Origin of the sequence: Candidatus Didemnitutus sp., from assembly GCA_019634575.1 — a bacterium.
In the GTDB taxonomy this organism is placed as follows: Bacteria; Verrucomicrobiota; Verrucomicrobiia; order Opitutales; family Opitutaceae; genus Didemnitutus.
In genome coordinates, this window is the sequence record JAHCAY010000001.1 from 990,104 (window position 1) to 1,006,675 (window position 16,572).

Below are 16,572 nucleotides of genomic sequence, written 5' to 3' on the forward strand. Positions count from 1 at the left end.
TCAGCGCTGGTAAGAAGCGGGGATGACGCGAAACGCGAAGGCGTTCGCGTTCTGCGCGGCGGCGGCCGAGTTGAAGATGGCTTCGGCGGAGCGCTTGCGGCCGAGTTCGAGGACCGGATCGCGTTCGACGCGGACGACCTGGACTTCCTTCGCGGTGGCGAGGCCGAGGTGGAGAGAGTCGTTTTGCTGGAGCAACGCGGCGACGCTCTCGGCGGTGGCGATCTGCGCGCCGACCTCATCGAGCTTGCGGTCGATGTCCGCGCTCTCGCCCTCGAGGACGCGGATGCGGTTGGCGGTGGCGAAGATTTCCTGGCGCACCCACACGGCACCGAGGCCGAGGGTGCCCGCGAACATGAGGAGCACGAGCGTCAGGAGGACGACCTTGTTGACGAGCGCGTTGGGAGGAGGCGGCTTCATCGGGGGGGACAGGTTGGACAGGAGCGGCTAGAGTTTGCGGAGGACGCGCAGCTTCGAGGAACGGCTGCGGGGATTGGCGGAAATTTCGGCGTCGGTCGGCACGACGGGCTTGCGCGTGAGCAACTCGGCGTGCTTCGCGCGGAGCTGCTGCGGCGTGGAGTCGTTCTCGTCGACCGGCAGGCCGCACATGCGGCGGAAGAACTGCTTCACCGGGCGATCTTCGAGCGAGTGGAAGCTGATGACCGCGAGCACGCCGCCCGAGACGAGGCGCTCGAACGCGGCGGGCAGCGCGCGCTCGATGGCGCCGATCTCGTCGTTCACGGCGATGCGGATGCCTTGGAACGAACGCGTGGCAGGGTTGATCTTGCTGTCGCGCTTCACCGCGGCGGGGATCGCGTCGGCGATCACCTGCGCGAGCGAGGCGGTGCGCGCGAGACGGCCGGTGCCGCGGGCGGCTTCGATCGCGGTGACGACGCGGCGCCAGTTCTGCTCTTCGCCGTAGTCACGGATGGCGCGCACGAGGGCGTCGTGCGATGCGATCTCGAGCCAGCGCGTGGCCGGCTGGCCTTCGCGCGGGTTCATACGCATGTCGGCCGGCGCGTCGTGGCGGAAGGCGAAGCCGCGCTCGACCTCGTCGAGTTGGAAGGACGAGACGCCGAGGTCGAACAGGATACCCGCGAAGTCGCGATCGGGCAGCGAGGCGAGTTCGCCGAAGTTGATGTCGACGAAGCGAAAGGCGCCCGGGAACTGCGCCTGCACCGACGCAGCCCGGGGTTGGGCGGATGGATCCCGGTCCAGTGCTACAACACTGGCGCCACGGCGCAGAATTTCCTGCGTATGGCCACCACCGCCGAAAGTGCAATCGAGGTAAGCCCGGCCGCTCTCGGGCGCGAGGTAGGCGAGGACCTCGTGCAGGAGAACCGGCTGGTGCCCCGTGGTCATGGTCCGGGTCGGAAGCTCAAGCAGCGCGGCGCACATGGGTCTTCTTCCGGCGGAGCGAAAAGGCTCCGCTCGCATCGCGCCGGTTGGCGCAACGGACCATGGCAAGCTTGGGCAAAGGCTGAGGACGAACAGTCGGAGTGTGCATGGTCGTGGTGGTCATGGCTCAGAGGCCGATGCGGCGCATCATGTCGCCGAAGTTCTCGCCCGCCGTGGCGCGCTGCATGTCCTGCCAGCGCGACGGGCTCATGATGTTGAAAGTGTCGCCCATGCCCACGAGCACCGCGTCCTTCGCGATGCCGGCATGGTTGAGCAGGTCGGCCGAGGCGCCGAAGCGACCCTGCTTGTCGAACGTGAACTGGAGCGCCGACGAAAAGATGCGCGCCTTCACCGCCTGCGCGTCGCGATCCGAGAGCTTCATCTCGCCGATCTGCGCGAGGAGTTTTTCAACCCGGGCCGGCGGTAGCACGGCGATGTAACCATCCGGGTGCGGCATGGCCAAAAACGTCTCCGCGTCCGTGTGAACCCAACGCCAGAGCGACGGAATCGTGAGACGATTCTTGTCGTCGAGCGTGTGCTCAAAACGGCCGGAATAAACGGTTGTGCCTGACTGCGCCATGAAACGGGTGAAGTCCTGTGCGCTTCGTGTGGTGCGCCCCAGAACGCCCCATTTATCCCCATTTTCCTCCCAAACTACAAGTAAAAACCCACGTAGATTTCCCGAAACTTATTCACAAACCCCTGACAGGCGCAAAGGTGGCGATGGCACGGCAGCCGGTCGCCACAGATCATGTTTTGATGTTAAAACGAAGCATCGCTCGACGTCCGAACTGGTGCCCTACCGCGCTAATCGAAGCAAGACAGCGCGGTGCCACCGGCGCGTGACCAAGCATCCGCTCAGCCGCATCGGTGCCCCAACGGACACGTGCACTACGCAGCGGCACCACCGTCGTTTCACTCACCTCCGACGCGCGAGAGCGCCTCGGTTCGCGCTAGTGCGCCTCAGCCGCGGCAGCGGGCGCGTCGGGCAATTTGATCTTCAGCACCAGACGCGTCGGCTCCTGCGACTCGTCGGTGGTCACGACGATTTCCTTTTCCTGCAGCCCGCTGCGCTTGCCCACAGTGAAGAGCACATGCAGCACGCCGCTCTCGCCCGCGCGAAAGTCACTCGCTGAAGGCCACGCTTCCGTGCATCCGCAGGAAGTGGTGACGCCGAGCAAGCGCACGGATCTCTTCGCCGTGTTCGTGAATTCGAATTTCGTGCGCACGAATTCCACGCCCGGATCCGCCACGAGAAACAATTCGGTTTTCTTCCATTCGAGCGCGCAGGTCGAAGTCACACTAACCAGGAAGGACAATATCCAGGCGAGGATCCGATTTTTCATGTCAGAGAGCGGAAGAAAGCCCGTCGAGCGCGCCCGCCGGCAGTGACAACCGCGCGGCGATCATCGCTCCGTAAGCGCGCTCGAGCCGCTCGACCTGCGCACGCTTGTCGCGATCCGACCCGGCGGCATTTTGCCACACAGCCTGAATCGACTCGATCGCCTGCGCTCGCGTGATGGCCAGCCAACCCACGTTTTCGAGCGGCAGACCGTGACGCCGCAAATCATGCAGCGCCGTCTGCACCGCTGGCGCCTGGGTCGCGCTGAATTCCGCGAACCGCTCCGCGCCCAGCTGCGCCGCCAAATCAGTGTCGTCCGCCTGCGTCGTGCTGCGCTGGATCGCGAGAAATTCCGCTTCCGTCGGATCGAAACCGGCAAGCCGTTCCCGCAACGCAGCCGCAGCGGAATCGTTCCACTGACGATAAGTCGTTAATTCGGCGGGCGACAACACACGCTCCGCCGCATGCGCGAGCCAGTCCGCCCCGTCCGCCGGCTCGCCCGCGTGAGCGAGAATATCCGCCTCCAATCGCGCGCGCGACGCAGCCGAGAGGAAGCTCAAGTTCGGACCCGGACGGTCGGCGGCGAAAAAGCCCGGCAAACTCACGACCTCGCCATCCTCTCCGGAGAACAGTTCGCGCAGGACCTGATTCGCTTCGCCGGTCAGCTCCTGGATCATCGTCTCCCGCGCGCGCTGCAACGCGGCGAGCTCGCGTCCGTCGGATCCGGCCTCCCAGTAGTTGCCCGCGTAGCGCCGCTGCTCGAGGTCGAGTTCGCGCGATAGTTGTTCCTGCCGATACTGCGCACGAACGAACGCCACGAATTCGTGGCGCGAAAGTCCCGGTGCCGCTGCCGGTGCGAACGCCATCGGCCGCGCGTCGAGCGGTCGCGGCTCATCGCCGCGAGCGACTGCGTGCGAAACAACATGAACCGGCCTCGGCATCGCGTTCGTCGCTCGCCAAAACAGCAGGCCAACGCCGAGCGCGCAGATCAGCAGCAGCAGATTCCTTGGCGTGAACATAGGGGCAGTCGCCAGCGAAAGGGGTAGCTGGCGACGCGAGCACCCTACCCGAGCGCGATCCGTCCCGCATCCCTCTTTCGAGGTCGGGAATTTCCCTCCCCTCGGAAGAGGGATGAGCCGGCGACATGTTCCCGCTACGCTGTCGATACCCCGGAAGCACCCTGCTGCTTCGATTCCGCGTCGCACCCCATCAGCGACCCGACGCAGCGCTTACCGGCGGGCACTACCTCAAGAACACCCATGAAATCGCGTCTCACGACCGGTCTGCTGGCGGCATTGGCTTGCCTCGCCGCGACCACCACCTCGCAAGCCACCGCGAGCTTCCACAACTCGGGCACGATCGCCAACGGCGGCGGCTTCTCGAATTGGGACGGCTCGAATCTCGACTCGCCGTGCGCGATCACGCAGTCGACCAGCGTGCTCTACCCCGGCACGAGCAGCTCCATCAAGTGCCAGGCCGACTACCAAGGCAGCGGCTACACCGGACGCTACCATGCGATGAAGACGCACAACAGCGGCTACACCTACGGCGAAACCGGCTTCTACGGCTTCGCATTCTACCTGCAGAGCGCGTGGGATTTCTCCGGCTCGCAGCAATACCAGCTCTTCCAGATGATCGCGAACTACGCGGGCGACAGCAAAAACACCTGCGGCGAAGACTGGCAGCCGAGCGCGATGATTTGGGTGCAAGGCAACCAGCTCGCCTCGCGCCGCAACTACGGCAGCGACGAGTGCCATCGCACCACGCAGTCCTACACCGGCCTCGCCGGCGTCAGCGCTGGCGTGTGGCACCGCATCGTCACGCAGGCGCACTGGACCAACGACTCAACCGGTTACTACAAGGTATGGTTCGACGGCACGAAGGTCCTCGAACTCCTGAACCAAGCCGTGACCATCAACCGTCCCGTGCAATACCGCATGGACGTCGGCATCTATGCGAACAGCTGGCACGACCAGGGCTATTGCACCGGGTCGACGCAGCGCATCGCGTGGTTCAGCAAAGTCGGCAAGGGCACGGTTTTCGCCGACGCCGATCCCGCGCAGTGGTGAGCGCACCGAACGAAGCCTGATCTCCCGCGGGCGGCCGGCCGTCAGGTCGCCGCCCGCTTCCTCTCATGCGTCCCTTCTTGTCGCTGTTTTTCGTCGCGATCTCGTGCGCGCTGGCGCCGGCAAACGAATCGCGCCGGCTGTTCGATTTCACGCCGGTCTCCGCGGCCAACCCGGTCGTCGCCACGATCGACGGTGCGATCGAAATCCCACTCAGCGAACTGCGCGCTTATCGCCACGGCGAACGCCTCCGGTCGTCCGTCGCGTCGCCCGCGGAAAAACGCGCGCTGCTCGAGGACCTGCTCGACCAATACCTCCTTGTGCACGAGACGTATCGCACCGGCGTCGCGCTGTCGCCGCGCTTCGCGAAGCAAATGGAGGCCACGCGCACGCTCATCCTCTCCGACTTCATGGCGACCCGTGCGCAGCAGGAAAAGAAGCCCGGCGAATCGGGCGACGCCGCCGTCGCGCTCGCCGACCGCCTGTTTGAGGCAGCGACGATCGACATCTCCAACGAAGCCTACGACGTCATCAAGCGCGCCGCGCGAGCAATCGACGCAACCAACTCCGCGCCGCGTCCCGGTCCGGTCCTCCCGTCGCCCGAGGACAAGGCGGCGAAGCTCTATGCAATCATTTCAGCCGCGCCCGAAGCGGTGGCCGTGAGATATGCAGGCCGGACGCTCTCCATTCATGAAATCCTGAGTATCTACTCCGGTCTGCCGGCGCGGCGACCGGACGTGCAGACGCAGGACGGATTCGTCGCGCTGATCAAACCGCTCATCACGCCCGAGCTGATGGCGCTCGAAGCGGTGAGGCGCGGCATCGCCGATGAACCCGAATTTCAAAACAAGCTCATTCAAAACCGGAACGCGCTCTTGCGCTTCCACGCCCAAGGCGCGATCGAGGCGCGGGCGAACGAAATCCTGCGCAGCCCCGAACTCAGCGCGACGTTGCAAGCGTGGTATCGCGAGCACGCCGACGCCTACGCCACGCCTGGTGAAAAAGGCGGCGTCAAGCCGGCCGATTTCTCGGCCGTGCGCGAGCGGGTGCTCGCCGACTTCTCCGTCGACCTGTGCGAGCGCTTCCGCGCGGAGGCGACACGCGACCTGAGAAAGCGCCACGCGATCGCGATCGACGACGCCGTGCTCGCCGCCCTCTGAGTGCAATCGCATCCGGAGGTCGCGCGCCGAGGACGAATTTCGGACCACCACACGGGTTTGCCCGCTAAGCGCTTTGACTCGGCGCGGCGGACGGCAATTTTCCCCGCGTGGCGCTGCGCTACCTCACCATCGACTTCAACTCGTTCTTCGCCTCGATCGAGCAGCAGGAGCGACCGGAGTTGCGCGGCAAACCCGTGGGCATCGTGCCGGTGATGGCGGAGACGACCGGCTGCGTCGCCGTGAGCCTCGAGGCGAAGGCGGCTGGCCTGAAACGCAACGCCCGCATCGCCGAGGCGCGCCAAATCTGTCCCGGCCTCGTCGTCGTCGAAGCGCGGCCCGAGGTCTACATCAACTACCACCGTCGCCTGCGCGACGTGATCGCGTCGTGCACTCCGGAACTCACCGTGCAGTCGATCGACGAAGTCACGGCGTGCGTGGCTGGCCTGATCAACACCCGCGCCGACGCGGAAAAACTCGCGCACACCATCAAGGCCAAGATCACGCGCGAAGTCGGTCCGCTGTTGCGCAGCTCGATCGGCATCGCGCCGACCTGGCTGCTCGCGAAGGTCGCCTCCGACATGCAGAAGCCCGACGGCCTCGTGATCCTCGACGACGATGACCTGCCCGCGCGGCTGCTCCACCTCGCACCCGGCGACATCGCCGGCATCGGTCCGAACATCCAACGCCGCCTCGCCGAGCACGGCATCACGACGATGGAGCAGCTTTGGGCGGTGAACCACCAGGTGTTTCGCGGCGTGTGGGGCGGCGTGCGCGGCGAGCAGATCTGGCGGCTGCTCCACGGCGAGGACCTCCCCTACTTCGAACAGAAAACCGGCCAGACCATCGGCCATGGCAACGTGCTCCCGCCCGAGCGGCGCAACCACGACGCCGCGCTCGCGGCGCTGCACCGCCTGTTGCAAAAAGCCGCGATGCGCCTGCGGCATTCGCAGCTCTACGCGGGCGCGCTCAGCGTATCCATCGACTACCTCGGCGATCGGAGCTGGGCCGAGGAAATGACGCTCACGGAGACGCAGGACACCTTGCGACTCACCCATGCCTTGAACGAACTCTGGACGCGACGCCCGGCGAAGTTCGCCCGCCTGAAACCGCTCCGCGTCGGCGTGCATCTCACGCACCTCATCGACCTGAAGCTGCACACGCCCGATCTGTTCGAGGAAAAAACGGAGCAATCGCGCAGCGAACTCTTCAAGGCGGTCGATCATCTCAACAAGGTTTTCGGCAAAAACACCGTCTATCTCGGCGGCGCGCACGGCGCGACGAAGGACGCGCCGATGCGCATCGCCTTCACCCGCATTCCTGAGCCGGAGATCGAGGAAATCGACCGCAGCTACGAAGGCCGGCTCAAGAAGCCGGCGAAGAAGTTGCCGCCGCCGGCGGAGCCGGAGGTCTGGTGACGCGGACGCCGTGCGGTGCCGCGCAGGCGGGTGACGACGCTCACGTGGGCGGCGCGTTCGCGGCGCACGTTTCGTCAGGGGCGGGACGCCGGAGATCGCGCGCGGAATTTCGGGACTTTTCAGCGCGCCGGATTCGCGTCTAGTTCACGACCCATGCAAGACGCTCTTCGCCCGCTCGACGTGCAACTCATCGGCCCCGAGGTCGCCATTCGCTGGAGCGACGGCGCAGAGAGCTACATCGGCGTGGAGAAACTCCGCGCGAATTCCCCGAGCGCGGAGGTGAAAGGCGAACAGGACATCTTCGGCAACCAATACGGCGGCGAGGCACGGAAGAGCCACGCCGGCGTCGAGGTGACCGGCTGGGAACAAGTCGGCAATTACGCAATCCGCTTCGATTTCAGCGACGGACACCGCACGGGACTCTACAGCTACGCGCTGCTGCGGGAGCTGGGCGCGAGCTGAGGCGGGATCATCCTCCAGAGGACTCCCGCGAATCGCGCGAATCGACGCGAATTTCCGCAGGCGGAGTCCATCACGTCGTTCCAGCGCGGCGGCGCTCGAGGCGCACTGGAAATCGATGGCTTCATCCTAAATTACGCCGAACTACCCCACCACGGATTACACCGCTCACCCGGATGAATGAGACTACGCGAAGCTCGTTACGCCTGATTCGTTCACGGGCGGGGTGAACGGCAAGGCTTGGCCGACGGATCGAGTATCCGTGCCATCCGTGAAATCCGTGGTTCCAACGGCGTTTTCTAGGTTCAGTGCGGATCGCTAGAGTCGAGATGCGCGCCCAACTGCGTGAGTCCGGCTGAACGAGGCTCGGTGCAGCGCAGGCTTCGCACCTGCGCAGGTTGAAGGCAGGCAGGCGGGACGCCTGCGCTACGCCTCAGCGGCCGGCGACGAGGCCACGGTCGCTGGACGTGACGAATTTCAGGAACGCCTTGAACTCCTCGGTCGCGGCGAGCGCGTGCGAACTCATCGCGTCGAGGGCCTGCGTGCGATTGTAGCCGGCGCGGTAGAAAAGGCGGAAGGCGTGCTTCACGGCATCGAGCCGCTCCGGCGAAAAGCCGTGGCGTTCGAGGCCGATTTTGTTGATCGAGCGCGCGATCGCGGGGTTGCCGTCGGCGATGATGTAGGGCGGCACGTCCTGCACGACCTTCGACATCGCGCCGACCATCACGTGCGAGCCGACGCGGCAGAACTGGTGCACGCCGCACTTCGCGCCGAGAGTGACGTGGTCGTCGACGATCACATGGCCGGCGAGGCCGACCGAGTTGCTCGCGATGAGGTGATTGCCGATCTGGCAGTCGTGCGCGACGTGGCAGTAGGCGAGCAGCAGGTTGTCGTGGCCGATGGTGGTGAACTCGCCGTCGTTCGTGGCGGCGTGCACGCTGGTGTATTCGCGGAAGACGTTGCGGTCGCCGATGCGCGTGCCGGGGCGGCCGCCGCGATACTTGAGGTCCTGCGTCTTCGTGCCGATGCAGGTGAACGGGTAAATCTCGCACTGCCGGCCGACGACGGTGTAGCCCTCGACGGTCGCGTGATGATGCAGGACGGTGCCATCGCCGATCGTCGACTCGCATCCGACGAAGGAATAGGCGCCCAGCGTAACGTCGGCGCCGAGCTGCGCGCCCGGTTCGACGATGGCGGTCGGGTGTATGTTCGACGCCATGGCTCAGTCCATCGCGCTGGTGTCGACGAGCGCGAACATGAGTTCGCCCGACGAGACGACTTGGCCGCCGACGGAGCACTCGGCCTCGGCGCACGCAATGGTGCCGCGGGCCTTGGTCATCTTGACCTTGATGTTGAGTTGGTCGCCAGGACGCACGGGCTTGCGCCACTTCACGGCGTTGCAGCTCATGAAGAGCGCGGTCTTGTTCTCGATGTCGCTGGTGCGACGGATGAGCAGAATGCCGGCGGCCTGCGCCATCGCCTCGATCTGGAGGACGCCGGGCATGACGGGATTACCCGGATAGTGTCCTTGGAAATACGGTTCGTTGATCGTGACGTTCTTGATCGCGGTGAGCGTGTCGTCGCCGACTTCGACGACGCGGTCGATCATGACAAACGGATAGCGGTGCGGGATCGTGTCGAGCACGCGGCGGATATCGAGCGTGGTCTCGGTGGTGATCTCGGCCTTCGGCGCGGCGGGCTTGGCGGGTTTCTTGCCGCCCTTTTTCCACGCATCGTATTTCTCGAGGAGGAGCTTCGTCAGCTCGGCGTTGATGGCATGGCCGGGGCGTGTAGCGACGATGTGAGCCTTCAGCGGGACACCGAGGAGCGTGATGTCGCCGATGATATCGAGGATCTTGTGGCGGACGAACTCGTCGGCGAAGCGCAGCGGCTCCTTCGAGATGATCTTGTCGCCCTTGATGACGACGGCGCAGTCGAGCGAGCCGCCCTTGATCTTGCCCATCTTGAGCAAGCCCTCGATGTCCTCGTAAACCGTGAAGGTGCGCGAAGCGGCGACTTGCGTGACGTAGACGTCGGGGTCGATCGTGAGCGAGAGGTGCTGCGTGTGGATGCCGCGATCATCGGCGCTGGTGCAGGAAATTTTCAGGCCGTCGTAGGGCAACGCGATGACGGAGGAGTTGCCGCGCGAGACGGAGATCGGCTCGGTGAGGGTGAAGTATTCGCGCTCGGCGTCCTGTTCGACCGGCTCGCCTTGCTGGATCATCTTCACGAATTCACGCGAAGATCCGTCCATGATCGGCGGCTCGCCGGCGTCCATTTCGATGAGGAGATTGTCGATGCCGCAGCCGCTGAGAGCGCTGAGCACGTGCTCGACCGTGTGGATCTTGGCGTGCCCCTGCTGGATGGTCGTGGCGCGCACGAGGTCCGTGACGAGATCGACCCGGGGTTTGATTTCCGGGTGGCCGTGCAGGTCCGCGCGCTTGAACACGATGCCGTGGTTCACGGGCGCGGGCTTGAAGGTCATGTGCACGGCGTCTCCGGTATGCAGGGCGTTGCCCTTGATGGAGACCTCGCGCAGAAGGGTGCGCTGCTTCATGGGTGTGTCGGCGGAGTGTCCGGAGGGCGTTGGAAATGACAAGCTTGGAGATGATTCCGGCGCCGACGCGTCCGCTCGCAGCCCCGACGGCAGGCGCGGCGGAAAAATCGCCCAGACGGCTGTTGACAGAGTGAAAACCCGCTGGGTATTCCTTTAACCTTTCCAAACTCAACTTCGTTCCGAAATCGTCATGCCCGCAGCCAACGACCTCCGCAAAGGCCAAGTCATCAAGTTCAACGGCGAGCCCCACCTCGTCATGGAGACCCAGCATCGCACGCCGGGCAACCTCCGCGCCTTCGTGCAGGTGAAGATGCGCAATCTGCGCTACGGCAAGTCGCTCGAACAGCGCTTCAACTCGCCCGACCCGGTCGAGGTGCTCCCGACCGACCGCCGCACGCTCGAGTTCAGCTACGCGGACCGCGAAAATTTCTCCTTCATGGACCCGGAGACGTTCGAGACCTTCGAGCTCACCGCCACCATGATCGGCGACTCCAAGAACTACCTCGTCGCCGGCGGCAAAGCCGAAGTCCTCTTCATCAACGACAATCCGGTCACGATCGACCTGCCCTCCACCGTCACGCTCAAGATCACCGAGAGCGCCGAGGGCATCAAGGGCGACACCGCCTCCAACGTCCAAAAGCCCGCCACCTGCGAGACCGGCCTCGTAATCCAGGTTCCGCTCTTCATCAAGGAAGGCGAACTCGTCCGCGTCAGCACGCTCGACGGCACCTACATGGGCCGCGCCTGAGCGAGGAAGCAGCTGTCAGCGATCTGCTGTCAGGTCTCAGCCTTCTAAAATCGAGCCCGCGGCACGCGCCGCGGGTTTTTCTTTGGGCGCGAGCGGCGGAATTGCGTAGCCGCGCCATCGCTCACTCCCCCCGTGCGGCGCGCCGCGCCTCACCACGGCACCGAGGTCGCGTCGCGACGGTCGAGCGCGTCAATCGCCTGCTTGTAGGCCGCCGTGGCCTCGTCGGGATTGCTCGCCGACGTGTGCAGGTCGCGGATCAATCCGTCGCGCAGTCCGTAAACCCAGCCGTGCACGGTGAGATCCTGCCCGCGCGCCCAGGCGTCTTGCACCACAGTCGTCGCGCAGACATTGGCCACCTGCTCGATCACGTTCAGTTCGCAAAGCCGCGCACTGCGCGCCGAGTCGTCCGGCAGCTGGCAGAGGCAATTCTCGTGCTTCACCTTCACATCCTGCACATGGCGCAGCCAGTTGTCGGCCAATCCGACGCGCTGGCAGCGCAGCACGGCGTTGACGCCACCGCAGCCGTAATGGCCGACGACCATGATGTGTTTCACCTTCAGCATCTCGACGGCGAACTGGATCACCGAGAGCGCGTTGAGATCCGCGTGCACGACCACGTTGGCGACATTGCGGTGCACGAACACCTCGCCGGGCAGCAACCCGATGATCTCGTTCGCCGGCACGCGCGAGTCCGAGCAGCCGATCCAGAGATATTCCGGGCTCTGCTGGCGCGAGAGCTTCTGGAAAAACTCCGGATCGCGCTGCTTGATGGCCTCGGCCCAGGCTTGGTTTTGTGCAAACAGGTGTGGAAGCTGATGCATGCGGCGGCGAAGTTGAGCGAAGAGCGCCCGCGTGTGAAGCCTATCCGCCACCACGCATCGCCACCACGCGGACGCTCCGAATGGGCCGCTCTTGTCGCCCCGCCACCCATCCGTAGTCTCCCGGCATGACCTCCCCTGCCCGCTGCCTCGCCCTCGCCTGCGCTCTCGCCGCCGTCCCGCTCGCCGTCGCGAGCTACGACTTCGGCCCGTGGTCCGCCGGCCAGTCGCCGCAGGAAATCGGCCGGCGTGTCGCCGCGAACTTCGTCGCCCGTCCGCACATGCCGATGTGGGAGCCCAAATTCATCCACTACGCCGAAGCGTGCGCCTGGTATGGCGCATTTCAATTCGCCCAGGTCACCCACGACGACGCGCTGCGCACGCAACTCGTCGCGCGCCTCGAGCCGCTCTTCGGGCCGGAGAAAAATCTCATCCCCGAACCGTATCACGTCGACGGCACCGTTTTCGCCATCGTGCCGCTCGAAGCTTACATCCAAACGCGCGACCCGCGCGCGCTCGAGGTGGGCAAGCACATGGCCGATCGCCAGTGGGTAGGCGAACCCTACGGCCCGCGTTTCGCGAAAGACGGCGACAAAGCCTGGAAGGAAAACGTCGCCGCCGGACTCTCGTGGCAGACGCGTTTCTGGATCGACGACATGTTCATGATCACGATGGCGCAGTCACAGGCCTACCGCGCCACCGGCGAGCGCCGCTACATCGACCGCGCCGCCCTTGAAGCCGTGGCCTACCTCAATCGCCTCCAGCAGCCGAACGGCCTTTTCTATCACGCGCCGGAAGCCAAGCATCACTGGGCGCGCGGCAACGGCTGGATGGCCGTCGGCATGGCCGAACTCCTACGCATCATGCCGAAGGACAGCCCGCACCGCCCGCGCGTCCTCGCCGGTTTTCAGCTGATGATGTCTGCACTCCTTGCCCAACAGGACGCGAGTGGCATGTGGCACCAGCTCATCGACGGCCCGGACTCCTACGCAGAAACGTCAGGCACGGCGATGTTCACCTACGCATTCATCACCGGCGTGCAACTCGGCGTGCTCGACGAAAAAACCTATGGCCCGGCCGCGCGTAAGGGCTGGCTCGCGCTGCTCACTTACCTCGACGCCGACGCCAATCTCCGCGAAGTCTGCGCCGGCACCGGCATCCGCGCCGATCGCGAGCACTATCTGAAGCGCCCGCGCATCACCGGCGACTTCCACGGCCAAGCGCCGCTGCTCTGGTGCGCCGCGGCGCTGCTGCGGTGACGCGTCCCGCTCACTCCATGAGCGTGAACGGCATGACTATCTGGCAAAGTGTGCGCACCGCCTGACCGGATTTTATCCCAGGCGAAAACTTCCACTGCGAAATCGACGCGCGCGCGGCTTCACCGAATTCCACGCTGGAGGCGTCTTCGATCTGGATTTCGATCACACGTCCGTCGGTTTCGACGATGAACCACAGGCGCGCCTCTCCGCTGTAGCCCGCGCGTCGCAGCTCCGCCGGGTAATGAGGCACGGCCTGGCGTATCGCATGCGGAGGAACGTCGCACTTTGACACCTCGACATAGTCGCCGGAAAAATGGAGGGCATTGTGCACGGGATGAGGGACGACTCTGGAGCCGGCGGAATTTGCGCACGAACTGAGCGCGACGGTGAAGGCCGCCAAGACAAGGCCAATCAACTGGCAAGGGAGGATCGATTTCATGGTTAGGTTGGCCCGCGTCGAAAAGCCAGCCGCCACTCCCAGCTGGAGCAAGCCGTTTCGGGCGGCGGCGCAGCGGTCTTTCGCCGCTGACTGGTTTCAGCTTCTTATACCACTCGCGCCCAGAGCACCTTGAGGTAACGGCTCTCGAGGCAGTTCGAATAAACCGGATGGTCCACGCCCGGGCCGGTGCGATCGAAGAGTTGCAAGCGGCGATTCAGCCGGTGCACGCCCTTGATCACGACCTGCTCGAAATCCTCGAGTGAAACCAAGCCCGAGCACGAGCACGTGACGAAAAGGCCGCCAGGCTTCACGAGGCTCGCGGCGATGGTGTTCAGGTCGGCGTATTTCCTCATGCCCTCGGCTGCGCCGGCCGGCTCGCGCGTCATGACGAACTTCGGCGGGTCGCACAGCACGAGGTCGAACTGCTCGCCGTTCTTCTGCATCTGACGAGCGTAAGCAAACGCGTCGGCGTGCACCCACTTCAGTTTGTTCGGGGAAACCTGATTGAGGTTCGCGTTGCGGCGGCCTTGCGCGACGGCCTTTTCGTCGAGGTCGACTGCGGTGATCTCCGTCGCACCGCCGAGCGCGGCGTTGATCGAGAAGCCACCGGTGTAGCTGCACAGATCGAGCACGCGCAGCCCCTTCGCGAGCTGGCCGAAGCGCCGGCGGTTGTCGCGCTGGTCGCAGAAGAAGCCGGTCTTGTGCCCCTCGGCGAAGTCCACCTCGAAGCGCACGCCGTGTTCGCGCACACGCACCTTGTCGGGCGCGCTCGCGGTGATTTCTCGCATCATCGACGGCTTGATGCCCTCGAGGCTGCCGAGGTCGTGATCGACGTGGACGCGGACGTGCTTCGTGCCGAGCAGCTCGTGCAGCAGCGGCAGCCACTTCGGCAGGCGCTGGAAAATGCCGAGCGAGTAGACGTCGCAGAACAGCGTGTCGCCGTAGCGATCGATCGTGAGTCCGCTGATGCCGTCGCCGTCGGAACCGACAACGCGGTAGGCGTCGGTGACTTCGTCGAGCTTGAACATGTCGCGGCGCAACGCGACCGCGCGGCGCAACGCCGTCTCGAAATACTCCTCGCCCACCGCCTCGGCGGTGTGGGTGACGACGCGCAGCGGCATCTTGGCGCGCGGGTTGAAAAGCCCCGCGCCGATGCGATTGCCGAACTTGTCGTAGACGGAAACAAAGTCGCCCGGCCGCGCGTCGCGCGAGACGTCACCGAGCATGCGCGGGAAGATCGCCGGCTGGAACGTGACGAACTTCAGCTGCGCCCACGGCCGCGGCCACAGCGCCTTCTCCTCGGGCGTGGCAGGGCGCGCCTTCTCGCGCATGAGCGCATTCGGCTCCGGCGCGGCAGCGGGCTGGTTCTCGAGTTCGTCGTCGAATTCTTCGGCCATCGCTTCCACGGAAACGCGGAGGGTCACGGCGCGCGACTCATTTCTCGCGGGCAAAAAAGGCCGGTCCCGTGTGCACAGGACCGGCCAGGGGTGCCGAAAGCAACGGCGGCAAAACTTTCTCGCGTCAGGCGACGCGCTCGACGACGAGCGGCGGCGGGATCGGGCGCTTCGGGGCGAGGCGGTAGGCTTCCTTGAAGTAGTCCAGCGCCTGCTCGAGCTTCGATTCGTCGTTGTAGTGAATCATCATGAGCGGCTCGCCCTGCTTCACCTGCGTGCCGACCTTCTTGATCTCGGACACGCCGACCGCGTGGTCGACCTTGCCGTGCGAGTCCTTGCCAGCGCCGAGGATGGAGACGCCCTTGGCGATGAAGGCCGCATTGATGGTGTGCACGTAGCCGCGCTTCGGGGCGGGCAGCTTGCGGATGTGGCGGGCCGTCGGGAATTTTTCTGGATGATCGATGAAGGACGTGTCGCCGCCCTGGGCGCGGATCATGTCCTTGAACTTCTCGAGCGCGGAGCCGTCGCTGAGGTGGCGCTGCACCGTCTGCTTGGCGGAGAGCGTGGAGCCCGCGACGCCGGCGAGGCGGACGATTTCCATGCCGAGCTTGAGGACGAGTTCCTTCATGTCCTCAGGGCCTTCGCCCTTGAGGAGCTGGATGGCTTCCTTGATTTCGAGCGCGGTGCCGACGGAGTCGCCGAGCGGCTGGTTCATGTCGGTGACGAGCGCGACGCAGCGGCGCTTCATCGAGCGACCGACGCGGGTCATGGAGCGTGCGAGCTGCTTGGCCTGCTCGAGGTCCTTGATGAAGGAGCCGTTGCCCCACTTCACGTCGATGACGAGGCCTTCGGCGCCCTCGGCGAGCTTCTTGGAGAGCACGCTGCCGGTGATGAGCGGGAGGCTCGGGATCGTGCCGGTGTCGAGGCGGAGATCGTAGAATTTCTGGTCGGCCGGGGCGAGCTCCTTGCTCTGCTCGACGATCGCGCCGCCGACGCGGGCGAGCTGGTCGGTGAACTGCTGGATGCTCAGGTGGCTCTTGAAGCCGGGGACGGCCGCGAGCTTGTCGAGCGCGCTGATGACGAACTGCTGTTCGACGCCCACCATCATCGGGACGACGACGCCGCTGGCCATCGCGAGCGGGGCGAGCACGAGGGCGGTCTTGTCGCCGACGCCGCCGGTCGAGTATTTGTCGATCTTCGGCTTGGTGATGTGCGAGAGATCGATCACTTCGCCAGAGAGCATCATTTCCTCCGTGAGAATCGCCGTCTCCTGCGCGGACATGTTGGCGAAATAAATCGCCATCAGGAGCGCAGCGAGCTGGTGCTGAGGCATCTCACCGTCGAGGGTCGAGTCGATCAGATAGCGAATCTCCTCTTGGGTGAATTCGCCATTATCGCGTTTCTTCTCGATCAACGAGGTGAACGACGGCTTGATGAATCGGCGCGTCGGAATGGGACGTTTTCTCATGGAATGTGTCACGGTGGATAAAAGAATCCCGGCCGGGCCGGGCGGCGCAAAG

General features: G+C 65.0%; 17 protein-coding genes. 6 read left to right on the plus strand and 11 right to left on the minus strand.

Going from position 1 to position 16,572, the window contains the following annotated elements; all coding sequences use genetic code 11:
• The 5 genes from KF715_04090 to KF715_04110 all read right to left on the minus strand — a co-directional run bounded on the left by KF715_04090 (position 1) and on the right by KF715_04110 (position 3,942).
• Positions 1 to 417 carry a hypothetical protein gene (locus KF715_04090; GenBank protein ID MBX3735849.1) on the minus strand — a complete coding sequence of 139 codons (417 nt, stop codon included), beginning with the start codon at positions 415 to 417 and terminating at the stop codon, positions 1 to 3.
• A gap of 27 nt (positions 418 to 444) precedes the next feature.
• Positions 445 to 1,359, minus strand: a complete 915-nt coding sequence (rsmH, locus tag KF715_04095; GenBank protein MBX3735850.1) for a 16S rRNA (cytosine(1402)-N(4))-methyltransferase RsmH — start codon at positions 1,357 to 1,359, stop codon at positions 445 to 447.
• Between the two features lie 163 nt (positions 1,360 to 1,522).
• Positions 1,523 to 1,975, minus strand: a complete 453-nt coding sequence (locus KF715_04100) for a mraZ (GenBank protein MBX3735851.1) — start codon at positions 1,973 to 1,975, stop codon at positions 1,523 to 1,525.
• Positions 1,976 to 2,348: 373 nt separating this feature from the next.
• A complete protein-coding gene (locus KF715_04105; protein ID MBX3735852.1) occupies positions 2,349 to 2,741 on the minus strand; it encodes a DUF1573 domain-containing protein in 393 nt (130 codons plus the stop codon).
• Between the two features lies 1 nt (position 2,742).
• The gene (locus KF715_04110; protein MBX3735853.1) at positions 2,743 to 3,942 is read right to left on the minus strand and encodes a hypothetical protein; all 1,200 of its coding nucleotides are present in this window, start codon (positions 3,940 to 3,942) and stop codon (positions 2,743 to 2,745) included.
• 54 nt (positions 3,943 to 3,996) lie between these two features.
• Between KF715_04110 and KF715_04115 the strand changes: the two genes are divergently transcribed.
• The 4 genes from KF715_04115 (at position 3,997) to KF715_04130 (ending at position 7,840) form a co-directional block, all read left to right on the plus strand.
• Entirely contained in the window at positions 3,997 to 4,806 is an 810-nt protein-coding gene (locus KF715_04115; protein MBX3735854.1) for a polysaccharide lyase, read from the plus strand.
• Between the two features lie 65 nt (positions 4,807 to 4,871).
• Positions 4,872 to 5,963 carry a hypothetical protein gene (locus KF715_04120; protein MBX3735855.1) on the plus strand — a complete coding sequence of 364 codons (1,092 nt, stop codon included), beginning with the start codon at positions 4,872 to 4,874 and terminating at the stop codon, positions 5,961 to 5,963.
• Positions 5,964 to 6,070: 107 nt separating this feature from the next.
• Positions 6,071 to 7,378 (plus strand): hypothetical protein, encoded by a 1,308-nt coding sequence (locus KF715_04125; GenBank protein ID MBX3735856.1) that lies wholly within the window; start codon positions 6,071 to 6,073, stop codon positions 7,376 to 7,378.
• A 153-nt stretch (positions 7,379 to 7,531) separates the two neighbouring features.
• Entirely contained in the window at positions 7,532 to 7,840 is a 309-nt protein-coding gene (locus KF715_04130) for a DUF971 domain-containing protein (protein ID MBX3735857.1), read from the plus strand.
• A 430-nt stretch (positions 7,841 to 8,270) separates the two neighbouring features.
• On the opposite strand, the gene lpxA is transcribed toward KF715_04130, so the two are convergent.
• Positions 8,271 to 9,056 carry an acyl-ACP--UDP-N-acetylglucosamine O-acyltransferase gene (gene lpxA / locus KF715_04135; protein MBX3735858.1) on the minus strand — a complete coding sequence of 262 codons (786 nt, stop codon included), beginning with the start codon at positions 9,054 to 9,056 and terminating at the stop codon, positions 8,271 to 8,273.
• Positions 9,057 to 9,059: 3 nt separating this feature from the next.
• On the minus strand, positions 9,060 to 10,394 hold the full coding sequence (locus tag KF715_04140; protein ID MBX3735859.1) for a bifunctional UDP-3-O-[3-hydroxymyristoyl] N-acetylglucosamine deacetylase/3-hydroxyacyl-ACP dehydratase: 1,335 nt from the start codon (positions 10,392 to 10,394) through the stop codon (positions 9,060 to 9,062).
• 190 nt (positions 10,395 to 10,584) lie between these two features.
• Between KF715_04140 and efp the strand changes: the two genes are divergently transcribed.
• Positions 10,585 to 11,142 (plus strand): elongation factor P, encoded by a 558-nt coding sequence (gene efp / locus KF715_04145; protein MBX3735860.1) that lies wholly within the window; start codon positions 10,585 to 10,587, stop codon positions 11,140 to 11,142.
• 149 nt (positions 11,143 to 11,291) lie between these two features.
• On the opposite strand, the gene can is transcribed toward efp, so the two are convergent.
• On the minus strand, positions 11,292 to 11,963 hold the full coding sequence (gene can / locus KF715_04150; protein ID MBX3735861.1) for a carbonate dehydratase: 672 nt from the start codon (positions 11,961 to 11,963) through the stop codon (positions 11,292 to 11,294).
• A gap of 125 nt (positions 11,964 to 12,088) precedes the next feature.
• On the opposite strand from can, the gene KF715_04155 reads away from it, so the two are divergent.
• Positions 12,089 to 13,219 carry a glycoside hydrolase family 88 protein gene (locus tag KF715_04155; GenBank protein ID MBX3735862.1) on the plus strand — a complete coding sequence of 377 codons (1,131 nt, stop codon included), beginning with the start codon at positions 12,089 to 12,091 and terminating at the stop codon, positions 13,217 to 13,219.
• Between the two features lie 10 nt (positions 13,220 to 13,229).
• Here KF715_04155 and KF715_04160 read toward each other — a convergent pair whose 3' ends face one another.
• The 3 genes from KF715_04160 to KF715_04170 form a co-directional block, all read right to left on the minus strand.
• Complete coding sequence (locus KF715_04160; protein MBX3735863.1) at positions 13,230 to 13,658, minus strand: energy transducer TonB; 429 nt, start codon at positions 13,656 to 13,658, stop codon at positions 13,230 to 13,232.
• Positions 13,659 to 13,762: 104 nt separating this feature from the next.
• A complete protein-coding gene (locus KF715_04165) occupies positions 13,763 to 14,989 on the minus strand; it encodes a class I SAM-dependent rRNA methyltransferase (protein MBX3735864.1) in 1,227 nt (408 codons plus the stop codon).
• Between the two features lie 190 nt (positions 14,990 to 15,179).
• Positions 15,180 to 16,520 carry a thymidine phosphorylase gene (locus tag KF715_04170; protein ID MBX3735865.1) on the minus strand — a complete coding sequence of 447 codons (1,341 nt, stop codon included), beginning with the start codon at positions 16,518 to 16,520 and terminating at the stop codon, positions 15,180 to 15,182.
• Positions 16,521 to 16,572 lie beyond the last annotated feature (52 nt).

Coding starts and splice junctions, on each gene's coding strand:
- KF715_04090 (MBX3735849.1), bottom strand. CDS start 417: ATGAAGCCGCCTCCTCCCAACGCGCTCGTCAACAAGGTCGTCCTCCTG.
- rsmH (MBX3735850.1), bottom strand. CDS start 1,359: ATGACCACGGGGCACCAGCCGGTTCTCCTGCACGAGGTCCTCGCCTAC.
- KF715_04100 (MBX3735851.1), bottom strand. CDS start 1,975: ATGGCGCAGTCAGGCACAACCGTTTATTCCGGCCGTTTTGAGCACACG.
- KF715_04105 (MBX3735852.1), bottom strand. CDS start 2,741: ATGAAAAATCGGATCCTCGCCTGGATATTGTCCTTCCTGGTTAGTGTG.
- KF715_04115 (MBX3735854.1), top strand. CDS start 3,997: ATGAAATCGCGTCTCACGACCGGTCTGCTGGCGGCATTGGCTTGCCTC.
- KF715_04120 (MBX3735855.1), top strand. CDS start 4,872: ATGCGTCCCTTCTTGTCGCTGTTTTTCGTCGCGATCTCGTGCGCGCTG.
- KF715_04130 (MBX3735857.1), top strand. CDS start 7,532: ATGCAAGACGCTCTTCGCCCGCTCGACGTGCAACTCATCGGCCCCGAG.
- lpxA (MBX3735858.1), bottom strand. CDS start 9,056: ATGGCGTCGAACATACACCCGACCGCCATCGTCGAACCGGGCGCGCAG.
- KF715_04140 (MBX3735859.1), bottom strand. CDS start 10,394: ATGAAGCAGCGCACCCTTCTGCGCGAGGTCTCCATCAAGGGCAACGCC.
- efp (MBX3735860.1), top strand. CDS start 10,585: ATGCCCGCAGCCAACGACCTCCGCAAAGGCCAAGTCATCAAGTTCAAC.
- can (MBX3735861.1), bottom strand. CDS start 11,963: ATGCATCAGCTTCCACACCTGTTTGCACAAAACCAAGCCTGGGCCGAG.
- KF715_04155 (MBX3735862.1), top strand. CDS start 12,089: ATGACCTCCCCTGCCCGCTGCCTCGCCCTCGCCTGCGCTCTCGCCGCC.
- KF715_04160 (MBX3735863.1), bottom strand. CDS start 13,658: ATGAAATCGATCCTCCCTTGCCAGTTGATTGGCCTTGTCTTGGCGGCC.
- KF715_04165 (MBX3735864.1), bottom strand. CDS start 14,989: ATGCGCGAGAAGGCGCGCCCTGCCACGCCCGAGGAGAAGGCGCTGTGG.
- KF715_04170 (MBX3735865.1), bottom strand. CDS start 16,520: ATGAGAAAACGTCCCATTCCGACGCGCCGATTCATCAAGCCGTCGTTC.